We start from the raw sequence: 17,502 nt of genomic DNA, 5'->3' as shown, positions 1-17,502 counted from the left end.
TCAAATTAATAAGCTATAAGGGGAAGTCTCATCACAATGAGGCTTCCCCGATGAGGTTATCGCGAGGCGCTAATTATTTATCTTTCGCAACATCAAATGGCTGAGCATGATGGGAAGGGATTTCAACGTTTTCTTCAGTAATAATTGAATCGATACTTTCCCCTTTTGCTGCAAATGCCCTAGCCAGTTTGTCGGTATCTAATTCTTTTTCCCAACGTGCAACGACGATACAGGCACAAGCATTCCCCACCAAGTTAGTGAGTGCACGACATTCGGACATAAAGCGGTCGATACCTAAGATTAACGCCATACCTGCTACGGGAATACTTGGAACGACCATTAGTGTTGCCGCTAGAGTAATAAAACCGGCTCCAGTAACGCCTGCGGCACCTTTTGAGCTGATCATTGCCACAAGTAACAGTGAAACTTGCTCCCAAATTGTTAGGTCAATATTTGTTGCTTGGGCAATAAACAACGCTGCCATGGTCATATAAATATTGGTGCCATCAAGGTTAAATGAATATCCTGTTGGAATCACTAAGCCAACGACAGATTTTTCACACCCTGCATGCTCCATCTTCCTCATCAAGCTCGGTAAGGCTGCTTCAGAGGATGACGTGCCTAAGACTAGCCAAAGCTCATCTTTAATATATTTGATGAGTTCAATAATGGAGAAGCCATTATATTTAGCAACCGCACCTAATACGATAAGCACAAACAATAATGACGTAATATAGAACGTCATGATCAGCATCATTAAGTTGCCGATAGAAGAGATACCATATTTACCTATCGTGAATGCCATCGCACCAAATGCACCGATAGGAGCCAGTTTCATTAGCATGGCAACCATTTTGAACACAGGTTCAGAAAAGTTTTGCAGTAATTTCACAATTGGCTCACCGTGCTTACCGGTAGCAGCAAGTGCTAAACCAAAAATCACCGCAATAAATAACACTTGAAGGATATTCCCGTTCACAAGTGGGCTAATGACAGTATCAGGAATGATATTCATCAAGAAACTGACAATCGATGATTCGTGAGCTTTCTCTACATAACCTGCGACTTTGCTACTATCAAGAGTTGCAGGGTCAATATTCAGACCTGAGCCAGGGCGAATAATGTTAGCCACGATCAAACCAATGATAAGTGCAATGGTTGAGAAGGTAATAAAGTAGAGCATGGCTTTTCCAGCAACACTCCCGACGGCCTTCATGTTGCTCATGCCTGAAATGCCAGTCACGACGGTTAAGAAGATGACTGGTGCAATAATCATTTTAACGATCTTGATGAAGGCATCACCAAGTGGTTTTAAGGATTCTCCGATATCAGGAAAAAAGTGACCAAGTGCGATACCTAGCACGATGGCGACAATGACCTGTACATATAGGATTTTATAGAGTGGTTGTTTCATCATGTTTTGCATAAATTTTCTCTGTAAAGTATTGCATTGCTGCAATTTATAATTATTAGGTTGTGAGAACTTTTTATTTATTTGGGGTCATGAGTTGGATAATGCATGAGTCATGGCGGAAGGTAGAGGGATCCCGAAAGCCATTAATCGGTACTAACCAAAATCTGACTGGAGATTACCACTATTAGTCGTTATGAAAAAATGACTAAAATCACATAATTGATATCAGAGATAATTAAAAGTAAAAAAAATGTTCTAATTGTTATTTTATGATGCTTATAGGTAATAAGAACAGGTAAACCCCAGCATTATGGTTATTAAAAGGAGGGGGGTAGTTACCTTAAATAGGGAAAAGTCTGAAAGTTAATTGGTGAAAATGTGAGTAAAACTTAATAATTGAAGTGAAATAAATAAAAGTCAGGGTTAGGTGTTTCTATTGGAAGGCGAATAATAATAAGCAAAAAAAAACCACCCTTAATAAAGGATGGTTTCTTATAACCCGTACTAAGACCGGCTATATAAATATGGCTGGGGTACCAGGATTCGAACCTGGGAATGCCAGGATCAAAACCTGGTGCCTTACCGCTTGGCGATACCCCAATACTTAATTTTATTCCCTAGAAGGGAATGGTGCGGGAGGCGAGACTTGAACTCGCACACCTTGCGGCGCCAGAACCTAAATCTGGTGCGTCTACCAATTTCGCCACTCCCGCAAAACATGGTGGCTATGACGGGATTCGAACCTGTGACCCCAACATTATGAGTGTTGTGCTCTAACCAGCTGAGCTACATAGCCATCTATACAGTTAATCTATCTTTATAAAGTTACTGTATGGGATTTTTAAGACATTCCTTGGAGAGGAGAGATGGCTGGGGTACCAGGATTCGAACCTGGGAATGCCAGGATCAAAACCTGGTGCCTTACCGCTTGGCGATACCCCATCCGAGGATGTCTTCAAATTTGTTGATTTAAGATGGCTGGGGTACCAGGATTCGAACCTGGGAATGCCAGGATCAAAACCTGGTGCCTTACCGCTTGGCGATACCCCAATCTTAAATTCTATTACCGAGAAGGAAAATGGTGCGGGAGGCGAGACTTGAACTCGCACACCTTGCGGCGCCAGAACCTAAATCTGGTGCGTCTACCAATTTCGCCACTCCCGCAAACATGGTGGCTATGACGGGATTCGAACCTGTGACCCCAACATTATGAGTGTTGTGCTCTAACCAGCTGAGCTACATAGCCATCTTTTTGCATTACCTTCATCGGCGTTGCGGGGCGCATTATGCTAATTACAGCTGAGACAGTCAACTGCTTTTTTCACTATTTTTGTGAAAATGCGTCCGTTTGTTTGATGAATAATCATTTTGTCGATAAAGACAGCAAAAAACAAGACTTGCATCAAAATAACGGAAGTGTGTCACATGAAGGCGATTATCTCTGCTGCGATATATCGTAATAAATTATGATGTAAATAATGAAGTTAGAAAACAAACAGTCTCCGTCAAAATTCTCAACGGTATTGTGCGAATTAAGGCTTAGTTTTTACGTTTATTAGCATGAACATGGCACGATATAAACGTCTGAGTCTTTATTTTTTGTCTAATTTAATGCACAAAAAACCAGAAGTGCAACGGGCAAATTCTGGTTTTTTTGAACAATGATAAAAAGGACTAGTTATCGAGGAGTTTTTGGAGTAATTCACCATTGAGCATGGCACGTTTAGTCAGGGCGAATGCGCCAATTGCCGAGTTATGAACCAATTGTGAAGTCACAACGGGTAAATTTTCGCGAAATCCCTTCAAAGCTTGTGTATCAATACAGCTTTGAATCGCAGGTAGCAATACCTGCTCAGCTTCGGTGATATCACCCGCAATCACTACTTTTTCAGGGTTAAATAAGTTTATTGAAATGGCGATAGCTTTACCGATTTGGCGGCCCACATGCTGAATGACTTCCGTTGCGAGTGGATCATTTTTATTTGCGGCTTGGCAAATTTGTTGAATGGTGCATTGCTCCAGTGAGAGTGAGCTGACAAAGCCTTGTTCTAAGCGTTGTTTTACCCGATTTTCAATAGCTTGATTGGAAGCGATTGTTTCAAGACAGCCAAAGTTGCCGCAATGACACAGCTCACCTAAAGGGTCCACTTGAATATGCCCAATTTCACCGAGATTCCCCCGATGATTTAGCAGAATTTCATTGTTGATAACCAACCCAGCACCTGTACCCCGATGTATTCTCACCAGTAGTGAGTCTTCACAATCCTTGGTGGCGCCAAAGTAGCTTTCAGCTAACGCGAGACTGCGAATATCATGACCCACATAGCAGGTAATTTTAAAATGCGCTTGTAAATTATCAATGAGATGCCAATTATCTACTTTGATATGCGGCATATAGTGAACGATACCGTTATGAGGGTTCACAAGGCCCGGTAAGATCACGGATATTGCAATAAGCTCTTTAATGCGTCGTTGATTGAGAGCAATAAAGTCTTCAATCGCTTCAGTCAGTTTTTGCTCTAAGGCTTGTTGGGATGGCGCTGAGATAGGGTAATGGGCATCATTGAGCAGTTTGCCGCTTAAATCATACAGTGCGACGGTAGCATCATAACGACCCAAGCGCACACCTATCGTATGAAAGTTTTTATACTCAGATACGATAGATATGGCACGTCGGCCTCCGGTTGAGGCCTGTTGGTCGACTTCTTTAATTAAGCCGCGTTCGAGTAGCTGACGAGTGATTTTGGTGACACTTGCAGGCGCAAGTTGGCTCTGTTCTGCGATTTGGATGCGAGATATAGGACCCTGTTGGTCAATTAGGCTATATACCACGGCACCGTTGAGTTGTTTTACCAGATCAATATTACCAATTTGCTTTAGCGAGTGACTATGGTTCATCAGCTATATACTCATTTTTTGTAGACTTCCTCTCCATTGACATAAGTTGATAGGATTTGGAAGTCGTGGTTAAACGCAGTTAAGTTTGCAACCTTACCCGGTGCAATCGAGCCTAAGCTAGATTCGACACCAATGGCTCTTGCGGGATAAAGTGTTGCCATCCTTAATGTTTCATCTAATGCGATACCGACATGTTCTACCGTATTTTTAACTGCTTCAATCATTGTTAGTGATGATCCGCTGAGGGTTCCGTTCTCATCAACACACAATCCATCACGGTAGTATATGGTTTTGCCTGCGAAGATAAAATGATCCATTTCACCAGTTTGTGGATCAATACCAGCAGGCGCTGTAGCGTCCGTAACTAAAACTAATTTATCACCTTTCAAGCGCTTACTGTTACGAATATTTGCCCATTGAACATGAAGACCATCTGCAATAATGCCAGCATACACTTCAGGAGTATCATAAATTGCCCCAACTAAGCCTGGGCCTCTCCCTGAGATATATGGCATTGCATTAAATAAATGGGTCGAGAAACCAATACCTGCTTTAAAACCAAGACGAGCTTCTTCATAGGTTGAGTTTGAATGGCCCGCTGAAACCACAATACCAGCGTCAGTGAGTTGTCGGATATAGGACTCATCCACTATTTCAGGCGCTAAAGTGACTTTGGTAATCGCATCAGCATGCGCCACTAAATGCGCTATCATTTCTGCTGAAGGTTTACGAATAAACTCAGGATTGTGAGTACCTTTTTTAATCACGTTGATGTAAGGGCCTTCTAGATGTAATCCAAGAGCTTGATGATGATGCGTTTTTAGATATTCAGTCATCACCTCAATGGCATGTTTCATGAGGTCATCAGAACAAGTAATTAACGTTGGTAGGTAGCTTGTGCATCCGGTACGTTCATTGGCTTTTTGCATTATCTCCAGATGCTTCAGTGTCACATTTTCTTTGTTGTCATTGAATTGGACACCACCGCAGCCATTGACTTGTAGATCAATAAAACCGGGAGAAAGAATCGCACCTTGTAAATCATGTTGCTCGATACCTGCTGGGAGTTGGTTTAATGGGCAGATATCTTTAATAAGAGCACCATCAATGATGACGGCGTGATTATCTAGTCTTTCATGACCGGTATATATAATACAATGAGTTAGTGCATACATAGTCTTTGGCTCCTGACTTCTGGAGAGATAAACTTCGGGTCACCGACTTGCTTTCACAAGTCGGGTGTTCGAATGATTATTAATTAAATGCTTCGATAATGTCTGATTCTAATTGACTGAAATATTTTAGCGTTTTTACTTTTAGCTCAAGTGTCGCTGGCTCATCACAGACGATCAGTGCTTTTTGGTGCATCTGTACGCAACTGACGGTCCATAAATGGTTGACTGAACCTTCAACCGCGGCTTGTACAGCGTTTGCTTTATTCGCACCAGTCGCTAATACCATCAATTCTTCGGCATCCATTAACGTTGCGACGCCAACGGTTAATGCATACTTAGGAACTTGGTTCACATCGTTATCAAAGAAGCGTGAGTTAGCGATACGAGTCTCTGGTGTTAACGTCTTGATGCGCGTACGAGAGCTTAATGATGAACCGGGTTCGTTAAATGCGATGTGCCCATCGTTACCAACACCACCCATAAAGAGGTTAATTTTGCCGTAGGATTTGATCTTGTCTTCATAACGTTGACATTCCGCATCAACATCAGGTGCATTACCATTGAGTAAATTGATGTTTTCTTTTTGAATATCAATGTGATTGAAAAAGTTTTCATACATAAAGGTATGATAACTTTGTGGATGATTTTCTGGGATACCGACATATTCATCCATATTGAAAGTGACAACATGCTTAAAGCTCACTTTGCCAGCTTGATATAGAGCAATAAGCGCTTTGTAGGTTGCAAGCGGGGTTCCACCGGTTGGCAAACCTAGCACAAAAGGACGCTCGGCAGTTGGGTTAAATGCATTGATTTTGTCTACGATATATTGTGCAGACCAAATCCCAACGGCGTGAGCCGTTTTTAGTGGCAGAAGCCTCATGATACTTACCTCTAGTAACAGTCTGTTAATTCTATGAAATCTTGAATATTTTTTATCTGGCGTAGCTTAATCGACATGGCATAGGTTGCAATTCCGTGATTGTTTTCCGTTGCCGATATGCACTTTCGCTACTCTCCAGTTGCTATGTCCCTGAGTTTTATTAATTAACTATAGGATGTTTCAGGGAGTACAGATTCTCTATTAGCTATAAAGCTAAATCCAGTGGATAAGTTATTTTTAATCATAAAATAAGTTTTCAATAATAGCCACTAATTTAGGCGGATAATGAAATTTATCATTGACATTTATCACAAATCACACCTATTTATTTTGTATCGCGAAAGAATTCAACTAGACTATGAAATTGCTACGCTCAATCACCTAAACTATTATCAAGGTGTATGAACAATAAGATCCCGTAAATGGGGCAATACTGGGCTATAAAGGGGGAGTTTGTGAATATTCTTAGCTACTTACAGCGGATTGGTAGGGCATTGATGGTGCCTGTGGCAGTATTACCTGCCGCCGCGATCCTGATGGGTATTGGCTATTGGATTGACCCAGATGGGTGGGGTGCCAATAGTGCAATCGCAGCGTTACTGATAAAATCAGGTGCAGCTATTATTGATAATATGTCTGTGCTGTTTGCTATCGGTATCGCTTATGGTATGTCAAAAGATAAAGATGGTGCAGCTGCACTGACGGGGTTTGTCGGTTTCTTAGTGGTAACAACATTATGTTCACCGGCGTCTTACTCCATGATTATGAATGTTCCGCTTGAAAATGTGCCAGCGGCTTTCAATAAGATTAACAACCAATTTGTCGGTATTCTTGTTGGTGTGCTCTCTGCTGAGTTATATAACCGTTATAGCGGGGTAGAGTTACCAAAAGCATTGTCATTCTTTAGTGGACGCCGTCTTGTCCCGATTTTGACATCGTTCCTAATGATCATCCTTGCTTTTGTGCTGATGTATGTTTGGCCGGTAGTTTATAATGGCCTAGTCTCATTTGGTGAGAGTATCAAAGATTTAGGTTCAGTGGGTGCTGGTGTTTATGCCTTCTTTAACCGTTTACTGATTCCAGTCGGTCTACACCATGCCTTGAACTCAGTGTTCTGGTTTGATGTTGCAGGAATTAACGATATTCCTAACTTCCTTGGCGGTGCTAAGTCAATTGAAGAGGGTCTGGCAATTCCAGGTATTACGGGGCGTTATCAGGCTGGTTTCTTCCCGATCATGATGTTCGGTTTACCAGGGGCGGCGTTAGCGATCTATCATTGTGCACGTCCTGAAAATAAAGCGAAAGTCGCTGGTATCATGCTGGCCGGTGCTTTTGCCGCATTCTTTACGGGTATCACTGAGCCACTTGAATTCTCATTCATGTTTGTGGCACCAGTATTGTATGTTATCCATGCATTCTTAACCGGTATTTCGGTCTTTATTTCTGCATCAATGCAGTGGTTATCAGGATTTGGCTTCAGTGCGGGCTTAGTCGATATGCTGCTGCAATCACGTAACCCTCTTGCATTACAATGGTGGATGCTGATTGTTCAAGGGCTTGTCTTCTTCTGCATCTATTATGTTATCTTCCGCTTCATGATCCGTAAGTTCAACCTGATGACGCCGGGCCGTGAAGAGAGTGCTGGTGATGAAACTATCGATGGCTATGATGAGAATCTAAGCCCAGCCGATAGCTCAGAAAGCGACATTCAAAAAGAAGCGCGCCAATATGTTGCGGCAGTGGGGGGAAGTGACAACATTACAGGTATTGATGCATGTATCACTCGTCTTCGTTTAAGTGTGAAAGATTCTAGTGTTGTTAATGATGCGATGGCAAAACGTCTTGGTGCGTCAGGGGTTATTCGTCTGAACAAACAAAGCGTTCAAGTTATTGTTGGTACCCGTGCTGAGTTGGTTGCATCTGCCATGAAAGAAGTGATGGCGAAAGGGGCCATTGCCGGTTCGGCGCCAGCCGCAGCGGCACAAACGACAAAAGTAACTGAGCCAACAAAGGCGAAAGGTGAAACTATTCTGTCACTGGTTGCGCCAGTGAGTGGTGAAGTTTATTCTCTTGATGATGTGCCTGATGAAGCATTCTCTAGCCGTATCGTCGGGGATGGTATTGCGATCAAACCGACTAGTGATGAAGTGTTAGCACCAGTAGCGGGCACCGTTGTGAAAATTTTCGAAACGAACCATGCATTCTGTATTGAAACAGATAATGGCGTTGAGTTAATTGTTCACATGGGCATCGATACCGTTGCTCTAAAAGGTGAAGGCTGTGCTCGTTTAGTGGAAGAAGGTAGTGAAGTTCAAGCAGGAACACCGATTCTGAAGCTGGATATCGCCTTCTTAGAAGCGAATGCAAAATCCATGATTAGCCCAGTAATTATCAGTAATATTGATGATTTTGCCGGTGTTGAAATTTTAGCTAGTGGTAATGTAACGGCAGGCGAAACCGTTATTTACAACGTACTAAAATAAGAGTTTGCAAAGATATAATTGACAGAGCAAAGGGAGGCAATCGCCTCCCTTTTTTGATCGACAGGCCAATGTTAATTTGGCGGAATCTCAATGCAGTTTGTCTGATTTGCGTAAGTCGGCTTTAATTCTTCTCGATATGATAATAAAACAATCATGTGTGGAGATTTAGTTGTGGTTTTATTATTGTGTCTTTTTGGCTTTATATCAGGGATCACTACCGCTTTGTTTGGTTTTGGTGGTGGCTTTATTACCGTTCCGCTACTTTATGCACTTATTACCTTGGTATGGGGGCCTCAAAATGAGGCGAATGATGTGGCAATGCAAATTGCTGTGGCGACCTCAACTTGTGTAATGATTTTTTCGGCTTCACTTTCGACGAGTGCACATTATCGCAAAGGTCATTTAAACTGGAACATTATTCGTCCATTTATTATCCCCATTTCTTTAGGGGGCGTTTTAGGTGCCTTTATTGCTCTTTTTGTCAATAGTGAATGGATCCGTTGGTTATTTATTATTTATCTTATTATCACTATTTTAGATTGCTTCTTGAGGCCTGGGTTTATGCAGACATCGCGCGAGGGCATCACACCTTCACATAGGCACCATGTTGCAGATACACCTATTGGTTTATTGATTGGCGCTGTCGCCGCATTTTTAGGGGTAGGTGGCAGCGTGATGACCGTTCCACTCATGCGCCGTCGTGGGGCGAGTATGATCCAAGCCGCTGCTTTCGCTAACCCGCTAACATTACCGATGGCAGTGACTGGAACATTCACTTATCTCTATTTTGCTTTTACTCAGCATATTGAGCTAGGTGATGGGTTTCTTGGAATGATTTATGTCAAAGGGGCTTTAATCTTAATTGTCAGCTCTTGGTTAGGGATCCGCTTCGCGAATTTACTCATGCCATATTTGAGTGATAAACGCCATGCGCAAAGCTATCCACTGCTATTACTGATAGTATTGGCTGTCATGTTGTTAACTTAATTATTTGAATATTAATTGGGTTAAGTCATCATGAGTACGAGAAATATCCGCTAATATATCTTTAATTATACATATTTGATCAAACGGTTGTTTCTTGACAGATTATGGTAGAATATATTTTGCTATTACGCGCTTTTGGCATTGAGGAATGATGACAATGAATGAGGCAGAGACTCGCCCAACCAATTTTATCCGTCAGATCATAGATGAAGATCTGGCGAGCGGGAAACATACATCGATACATACACGTTTCCCACCTGAACCGAATGGCTATTTACACATTGGTCATGCAAAATCAATTTGCCTGAATTTTGGTATCGCACAGGACTATCAGGGCCAGTGCAACTTACGTTTTGACGACACCAACCCAGTCAAAGAAGATGTTGAATATGTGAATTCAATTCAAGAAGATGTTAAGTGGCTTGGGTTCCAATGGAGCGGTAAAGTTCACTATTCTTCTGATTATTTCGATACTCTATATCAATATGCGATTGAGCTGATCAACAAAGGTTTGGCTTATGTTGATGAACTGAGCCCAGAACAAATTCGAGAATATCGTGGCACATTAAAAGAGCCAGGTAAAAATAGCCCTTACCGCGATCGTAGTGTTGAAGAGAACTTAGCGCTGTTTGAAAAAATGCGTGCTGGTGGCTTTGAAGAAGGTAAAGCATGTTTACGCGCCAAAATCGATATGGCATCACCTTTTATCGTTATGCGCGATCCTGTTTTGTATCGAATCAAGTTTGCGGAGCACCACCAGTCAGGTAACAAATGGTGTATTTATCCAATGTATGACTTTACGCATTGTATTTCTGATGCGCTGGAAGGAATTACACACTCGTTATGTACATTGGAATTCCAAGACAACCGTCGCTTGTATGACTGGGTGCTCGATAACATCACCATTGATTGCCACCCTCGTCAATATGAGTTCTCGCGGTTAAACCTTGAATATACGGTAATGTCTAAGCGTAAGCTGAACCAGCTGGTGACTGATAAATTAGTTGATGGTTGGGATGACCCACGTATGCCGACTATTTCCGGTTTACGTCGCCGAGGATACACAGCGGCATCAATCCGTGAATTTTGTCAGCGTATTGGGGTAACTAAACAAGATAATAACGTTGAAATGGCAGCGCTAGAATCTTGTATTCGTGATGATCTTAATGAGAATGCACCACGTGCGATGGCGGTAATTGATCCCGTTCGTTTAGTCATTGAAAATATGCCTGAAGGTGAAGAGATCTTAACCGCGCCTAACCATCCGAATAAACCGGAGATGGGAACTCGTGAAGTGCCATTTAGCCGTGAGTTGTATATCGATCGTGCGGATTTCCGTGAAGAAGCTAACCGCCAATATAAGCGTTTAGTATTAGGTAAAGAAGTACGCTTGCGTAATGCCTATATCATTAAAGCGGAACGTGTTGAAAAAGATGCAGAGGGTAACATTACAACGATTTACTGCACTTACGATCCACAAACGCTAAATAAAGACCCAGCAGATGGCCGTAAGGTGAAAGGCGTTATCCATTGGGTAAGTGCAGCGCATGCACTACCAGCTGAAATTCGTCTTTATGACCGCTTGTTTACTGTACCAAATCCTGCTGCTGAAGATGATTTCTTATCGGTGATTAATCCAGAGTCATTAGTAATTCGACAAGGCTTTGTTGAGCCAAGTCTACGTGATGCAGCAACAGATAAGCCATATCAATTTGAACGTGAAGGTTATTTCTGTGCCGATAATCGTTTAAGCAGTGCTGATAAGTTGGTGTTTAACCGTACAGTAGGATTGCGCGATACTTGGGCTAAGATCGAAGCTCAATAATTTCCTCCTCAGACTTCGCTGACCACTTAGCTGTGGTACGAATGATCGAAAGGAAATGCGATGATGGTCTGCTATGTCAAGGCCACAAATAAAAATCTCAGACTCTTAATGGAGCCTGAGATTTTTTTATGGCGATAAAATACATTAAGGCGCTGTGGGCGGCATCTTTTCATTTCAGCAATCATGAAGATCATTGCTGCCTAAGGTCACCTGACTTTTTTCACCGATAACTTGATACTCTTCACCTAGTAAACGATGATTTTGAGGCAATATTATCGATAAACTGTTTAGGGATTTTCAAACGTTTTTGTATTCTGCTCAGTTTTAAGCGTAGATGTGATCCCGCATCGGCAGTGCGGTATTCAGAACCATTGTGGCTAAAGGTGACGGCCTAAGAAAGACGCAATAACGGTAAGCGGGCCACCATTGAACGGAAATATCATATCTTACTTACCCAAAAGCCTTCACACGGCTCCAAGATCCAACCGATATCATTGCACTATGTGTCCGGTGCTATTTAGCGAATTCTTTGAGCTTAGCTTTTCTGGAAGAAGGGATATCTAGGTTGCTGACTTAACGCTGCACCGCGGGATGATTTATTTAGGCCATAGCCGCGGGGTAAGGCTGTCGAAATATTAAAAGGCGGGTACGAACCATATTGGAATTTAAAATTTTTCCTACTGTACAAATTCTATTATTGGCGATTGAATGGATGGCAATGTTTTATCAAGGGCGGTTTGTTCTCAGCAGGAATAGTTGGCTATCACCGGAATAACAATACGTTGCCCTTGTTGTGTCAAAAGAATAACCAAGCGCTAAGATGTGTTGTGATAGCCTGTTAATACGCTAGAGTTGAGTAAAATGTGTCAAAGGGTGAGGAATTATTAATAATAATTATTTTTGGATTAATATATTGTTCTTTTTTGTTTTTTTTATAGCAAATAGCGTTTATCACCATCTTATTAAGACGATAAATGGCGATTAATATATAACTCATTGTTATATATTAACTTAAGATATAAAAAGAAACCCTTGTTCGGTGTTTTTTTTCATAGGTATAAATGGTGGTGTTGATTTTCTGATGGTGATGCCTGATAATTTTTACAGTGTTTTTTATCATTTATTGAGGGATAGTCATCTATTTTATATTATTAATAATTATTTAATTTATTATAACGATTAACTATTCATGATATGAAAAAGAAAACGTATTACGTAAAGTTAATTTTAAAAAATCTCAAAAAGTTAAAATATATTCATAAATAACCGTGCAATTCATAAATAACGCATTATATAGTGAAAACAATAGAGGGGTATACACGCTAGCTTGGTTGTCATTTATTATTAAGATTGTGTTAGTAATTATGTGAGTTATTTTCTTTATTTAAGGTGATTTTATTCTCGGTGAGAATATTGATAGCGATGCGCGAGGATATTTATTTTCATCAATCAAAAAAAAGATTAAAGGTGAATTTTTAATATAGTTTAAGTTAATGGTAATAAATCAGCAACACAATATTCTATAACTTCATGAAAAGTGATATATGGCAATGCATAAAATCAAGATCAATCTATGTTTAATATTCCCACTAATCCTCAGTTTTGATGCTTTCGCTGATTCACGGGTAGACTTTGGTCCTAGGCCTTATAGGAACGCGGTTGTCAGTAATGGTGGTACAGGACAGATTACATTTATAACTTATAACAGACCGGGAACGGGTCTTCCTACATCGGTAAGGGTTGGTTTGGAAGCTTTTGGTTATATTCCAAATAGAGGCAATTACACGGCCTATTATGAAAGGCTGTCAACTAATGAGTGTAATGGTCGGTTGGGCTCTCGGGCAGCAGCAATAAATACAATAACAAATCTCATGAACAATAGAATAAATATTCCAGCGATATCATTTGGTGATCCGCTAAATTTAGAACTTATGGAAAATATTAATGTAGAGTTTATTTATGCTTGTTATGATGCAATAAATAGAGCTTCAGCAGGTCTAGGTAGAAATAGTCGTAACGGGGAAATTGAGATTATTAATCCGCCAAATCAAAAAAGTATCTGTACGCTAAATGATCAATTATTAAACTTTAACTTTTTATCGAACGCATTGGATGTAAATAGCGCTAAGCAAAATAGAAACTTAGCCATAAATTGTACTAGCGGTAATGCAAGAGACTATACCTTGAAATTAATCTCTTCAAAGGTAGATACAAATGGAAATTTAAGTTTTGGAAATGGTGTCGCAGCTAAAATAGCGCTTAATGATATTAATGTTAGCGCGAATGGCTCAGGTATTGCATTAAATGCCCTAAAAACAATCAATATTAATGTCACCGCCAGTTTAACCGGTGTTGCATTATCTTCTGGCGAATCGTCGGCGTCTGGGGTGTTAGTCTTAGAAGCTAATTAACGTTCTGTCGCTCCACTGTATTAATGCGGCAGAACCCGTCGTTTGATATGCAATCGCTATGGCATAAAGCGATAGCCAATCCCCGTTTCAGTGAGCAAATGAATCGGGCGGGCTGGATCATTTTCCAGTTTTTGCCGTAAGTGACCCATATAAATGCGTAAGTAGTGGTTGTGTTCAACATAATTAGGCCCCCAAACCTGCAATAACAGATGGCGTTGGGTTAGAACCTTACCGCTATTGGCGACTAGCTCACTGAGTAAGCGAAACTCAATGGGGGTGAGGTGCAATTCTTCATTTTGTTTAGTGACGATGCGATTAATAAAATCAATACAGATATCACCGAATTGAAATAGTGAACTTTCTTGATTTTTGCTGAAGCGGCGTAACGCGACTCTTACTCTTGCGAGCAGCTCACTAATGCCAAAGGGTTTAGTGAGGTAATCATCTGCGCCAGCATCTAATGCGGCGACTTTTTGTGATTCTTCTTCGCGAGCCGATAGTACGATAATTGGGATGCTGCTCCATTGGCGTAGGTCACGAATGAGGTTTAGGCCATCACCATCAGGCAAACCAAGATCCAGTATAAGCAGATCTGGTTGGCGAGTTCCGGCTTCAATTAACCCACGATGGCCATTTTCCGCTTCAAAAACTTTCCAGCCTTCCCCCTCCAAAGCTAATCGGACAAAGCGACGAATCTCTTTTTCATCTTCAATGATCAATATTTGATGGGGGTTCACAATAGTCAGCTATCTCTTCAATATCAGGGAGTTGTTTAAAAGGTAAAACAAAATGGAAGCTGGCTCCACCTTTTTTGTTATTTTCAGCCCAAATGGTGCCATCATGTAATTGAATAATGGCGCGACAGATCGCTAATCCAAGGCCAACACCAGGGATTGCGGACTCTTTTTGTGCTCGAGAAAACTTATCAAAAATTGTTTTTTCTTGCCCATTGGGAATCGCATTACTGGCATCCCAAACTTCAATGTGTACTTGGTTATCCTCTATATTGGCACAAATCCCCATTGGTGTATCTTTTTCGCTGTATTTGATGGCGTTCTCTAATAAGTTAATTAATACTCGTTCAATTAAGTTACCATCACAGTAGAGCAGCAAATTAGCTGGGATTTCAATGGATAAAGGATGACTATGCAATGTGTAATCAAGGGTTCTTATCGCACTGCCTGTGATCTCTTGCAGTGATTGCCACTCAAAATTCGGTTGTATCCCCCCTGATTGCAGTCTTGCCATATCCAACAAGTTATTCACTAAACGGGAAGTACTGAGTATTTGCTGGCGCATTTGGTTAACTTGCTCCGTATAAGGGGAGTTTTCTGCGCTAAGGTTCAAGGTCAAAATTTCTGCTTGGCCAAACAGTACCGTTAACGGTGTTTTTAGGTCATGGGATAGTGCTGCTAACAAAGAGTTTCGCAACTGCTCGCGCTCAATGTTGAGTTTTGCGATTTCCGCTTGTTTTGCTAATTGTAAACGCGCTAGCGCGCTAGCAATCAACCCTGTAAATGTTTGTAGCATGCGCTGTTGTTCAGGGATCAATAGTTGGCGCAAATTATTGGGTTCGATAGCGAGTACGGCTAGCGTTTGATCGACCGTGGTAATGGGTTGTAGTTGATAAGGTACACTTGGTAGTGTATCGGTACCAGCACCCGCGGGTTGACGCTTGTCAAAACTCCATTTAGCGATAGCTTGATCAATTTGCATCGCGCTATGGCCTTCACATAACAATGGCATTAATTGATTGTTTTCATCTGGCAAGAGTAAGCAGGTTTTCGCCTGAAAGGCATTGTTAATAAAATGGTAGCCTGCTTTACCGATATCTTGCTCGGTGAGCGCTTGGCTTAATTCTTTCGTCATTTCATACAGGTGGCGAGTCCGTTGCTCTCGATAACGGGCAATTCTTGCCTGATATCGCATACCTGCCGTGAGATTACCAACCACCACACCGACAATAAGCATTACGGTAAAGGTCACCAAGTATTGCATGTCCATAATGGCCAGAGAAAAGTGGGGCTGTACAAAAAAGAGGTCAAAACTAATGACATTGATAAGCGCTGCAAAAATGGATGGTCTGCGTCCATAAAAGAGCGCCACAAGAACCACACCGAGTAAATACAGGGTAACTAGGTTGGCTTTATCGAGCGCCAGTAAAAAAGTACGCGAAAATACAGTGATAAGCGCACATATCGCGATCGCAACTAAAAAACCGTTAATGTCAGTACGCCATTTTTCAGAAAATGGTTTCCGTTCAGGCTCTTTCACCCAATCACTCTTTTCTTCGAGTGCAACGATGATTAAATCCAAATCTGGCCCTAATGCACCTAATCGATCCGCAAAGCTAGTGCGTGAGCCTAACCATCCACGGCGTTTAATGCGCCGTCCAACCAAAATTTTGCCAAGATTATGTTCACGTGCGTAACGTAAAATCGCTTTTTCTTCAGAAGGGTCAGATAACGTTGCTGTTTCAGCGCCTAAGTCTTGAGCTAAACGTAATGCTTTAAGAATCGCTCTACGGTGCCCCTCTGGAAGCCGATGCAGTTTTGGCGTTTCAACATACACGGCGTGCCAGACAGACCCAAATTTTGCAGCGAGCCGTGCTGCGGCACGAACGAGCTTTTCATTGCCACGATTATGCCCTATGCATAATAACAGGCCATCGCGCGTATGCCAGACAGGGGCTTGTCCTTTACCATCGCGAAACTCTCGCATTTGGTCGTCAACGCGATCCGCGGTGCGACGTAGCGCTAATTCCCTTAGAGCTATTAAATTCCCTTTACGAAAAAAATGCTCAATAGCGCGTTCTGCCTGTGCTGGGATATAGACCTTGCCTTCGTTAAGACGCTGACGGAGATCATCGGGAGGTAGATCGACTAAGACAATTTCATCGGCTGCATCGAAAATATGATCGGGCACGGTTTCTCGCACACGGATCCCCGTGATGCTACCGACCACATCATTTAAACTTTCAATATGCTGTACATTAATTGTCGTTAAAACATCAATGCCGGCATCAAGAAGTTCTTCCACATCTTGCCATCGTTTAGGATGGCGACTACCGGCTGGATTACTAAATGCCAATTCATCCATTAAAATAATGGCTGGATGCCTTGCAATTGCAGCATCAATATCAAAGGCGCTCATGCGGCGCCCACGATGGTTTAACCGACGAGGCGGCAGCTGAGATAGCCCATCCAGTAATGCCGCCGTTTCTTCCCGTTCATGTGTTTCGACAACGCCAATCACAACATCTAACCCTTGAGTGCGTAAGCGTTGAGCCTCTTGTAACATCGCATACGTTTTTCCGACGCCTGCACAGGCGCCGAAAAATATCTTAAGCTTGCCTCGGCCAGTTTCATTTGCTTTTACGAGCAACTCATCTGGATTTGGGCGTACTGGGTCTTGATTATCCATAAT

At 41.8% G+C, this 17,502-nt stretch carries 10 protein-coding genes, 7 tRNA genes and 1 pseudogene; 4 read left to right on the top strand and 14 right to left on the bottom strand.

Features of this window, described 5'->3' with window-relative positions; all coding sequences use genetic code 11:
* Nucleotides 1-73: 73 nt before the first annotated feature.
* The 11 genes from P2E05_RS15005 to nagB form a co-directional block, all read right to left on the bottom strand.
* The gene (locus tag P2E05_RS15005; protein WP_195848205.1) at nucleotides 74-1,414 is read right to left on the bottom strand and encodes a dicarboxylate/amino acid:cation symporter; all 1,341 of its coding nucleotides are present in this window, start codon (nucleotides 1,412-1,414) and stop codon (nucleotides 74-76) included.
* 525 nt (nucleotides 1,415-1,939) lie between these two features.
* Nucleotides 1,940-2,014, bottom strand: a tRNA-Gln gene (locus P2E05_RS15000).
* 28 nt (nucleotides 2,015-2,042) lie between these two features.
* A tRNA-Leu gene (locus P2E05_RS14995) sits at nucleotides 2,043-2,127 on the bottom strand.
* A gap of 6 nt (nucleotides 2,128-2,133) precedes the next feature.
* Nucleotides 2,134-2,210 (bottom strand) — tRNA-Met (locus P2E05_RS14990).
* Between the two features lie 71 nt (nucleotides 2,211-2,281).
* Nucleotides 2,282-2,356: transfer RNA gene (locus P2E05_RS14985), tRNA-Gln, on the bottom strand.
* A 33-nt stretch (nucleotides 2,357-2,389) separates the two neighbouring features.
* Nucleotides 2,390-2,464: transfer RNA gene (locus P2E05_RS14980), tRNA-Gln, on the bottom strand.
* A gap of 29 nt (nucleotides 2,465-2,493) precedes the next feature.
* Nucleotides 2,494-2,578, bottom strand: a tRNA-Leu gene (locus P2E05_RS14975).
* Between the two features lie 5 nt (nucleotides 2,579-2,583).
* Nucleotides 2,584-2,660 (bottom strand) — tRNA-Met (locus P2E05_RS14970).
* 428 nt (nucleotides 2,661-3,088) lie between these two features.
* Nucleotides 3,089-4,312, bottom strand: coding sequence for a DNA-binding transcriptional regulator NagC (gene nagC / locus P2E05_RS14965; protein WP_154624765.1), 1,224 nt, complete (start codon nucleotides 4,310-4,312; stop codon nucleotides 3,089-3,091).
* 11 nt (nucleotides 4,313-4,323) lie between these two features.
* Complete coding sequence (gene nagA / locus P2E05_RS14960; RefSeq protein ID WP_154624766.1) at nucleotides 4,324-5,487, bottom strand: N-acetylglucosamine-6-phosphate deacetylase; 1,164 nt, start codon at nucleotides 5,485-5,487, stop codon at nucleotides 4,324-4,326.
* A 79-nt stretch (nucleotides 5,488-5,566) separates the two neighbouring features.
* On the bottom strand, nucleotides 5,567-6,370 hold the full coding sequence (nagB, locus tag P2E05_RS14955) for a glucosamine-6-phosphate deaminase (protein ID WP_154624767.1): 804 nt from the start codon (nucleotides 6,368-6,370) through the stop codon (nucleotides 5,567-5,569).
* 497 nt (nucleotides 6,371-6,867) lie between these two features.
* Here nagB and nagE point away from each other — a divergent pair, with 497 nt between their 5' ends.
* The 3 genes from nagE (at nucleotide 6,868) to glnS (ending at nucleotide 11,665) form a co-directional block, all read left to right on the top strand.
* Entirely contained in the window at nucleotides 6,868-8,853 is a 1,986-nt protein-coding gene (gene nagE, locus P2E05_RS14950; protein ID WP_231131860.1) for an N-acetylglucosamine-specific PTS transporter subunit IIBC, read from the top strand.
* A 171-nt stretch (nucleotides 8,854-9,024) separates the two neighbouring features.
* Entirely contained in the window at nucleotides 9,025-9,840 is an 816-nt protein-coding gene (locus P2E05_RS14945) for a sulfite exporter TauE/SafE family protein (protein ID WP_276122867.1), read from the top strand.
* A 157-nt stretch (nucleotides 9,841-9,997) separates the two neighbouring features.
* A complete protein-coding gene (gene glnS / locus P2E05_RS14940) occupies nucleotides 9,998-11,665 on the top strand; it encodes a glutamine--tRNA ligase (RefSeq protein WP_154624770.1) in 1,668 nt (555 codons plus the stop codon).
* Nucleotides 11,666-11,906: 241 nt separating this feature from the next.
* Here glnS and P2E05_RS14935 read toward each other — a convergent pair.
* Nucleotides 11,907-11,993, bottom strand: a pseudogene (locus P2E05_RS14935) (hypothetical protein); the annotation flags it as partial.
* 1,216 nt (nucleotides 11,994-13,209) lie between these two features.
* On the opposite strand from P2E05_RS14935, the gene P2E05_RS14930 reads away from it, so the two are divergent.
* The gene (locus P2E05_RS14930) at nucleotides 13,210-14,076 is read left to right on the top strand and encodes a hypothetical protein (protein ID WP_154622175.1); all 867 of its coding nucleotides are present in this window, start codon (nucleotides 13,210-13,212) and stop codon (nucleotides 14,074-14,076) included.
* A gap of 56 nt (nucleotides 14,077-14,132) precedes the next feature.
* On the opposite strand, the gene kdpE is transcribed toward P2E05_RS14930, so the two are convergent.
* Nucleotides 14,133-14,813, bottom strand: a complete 681-nt coding sequence (kdpE, locus tag P2E05_RS14925; RefSeq protein WP_163862776.1) for a two-component system response regulator KdpE — start codon at nucleotides 14,811-14,813, stop codon at nucleotides 14,133-14,135.
* The gene (kdpD, locus tag P2E05_RS14920; protein ID WP_154622177.1) at nucleotides 14,785-17,499 is read right to left on the bottom strand and encodes a two-component system sensor histidine kinase KdpD; all 2,715 of its coding nucleotides are present in this window, start codon (nucleotides 17,497-17,499) and stop codon (nucleotides 14,785-14,787) included. The genes kdpE and kdpD overlap by 29 nt, the downstream gene beginning before the upstream one ends.
* Nucleotides 17,500-17,502 lie beyond the last annotated feature (3 nt).

It is taken from the genome of Providencia stuartii, assembly GCF_029277985.1.
Classification (GTDB): Bacteria; Pseudomonadota; Gammaproteobacteria; order Enterobacterales; family Enterobacteriaceae; genus Providencia; species Providencia zhejiangensis.
Note: the sequence above shows the minus strand (reverse complement) of the source record. Positions and strands in the feature narration are given on the sequence as shown.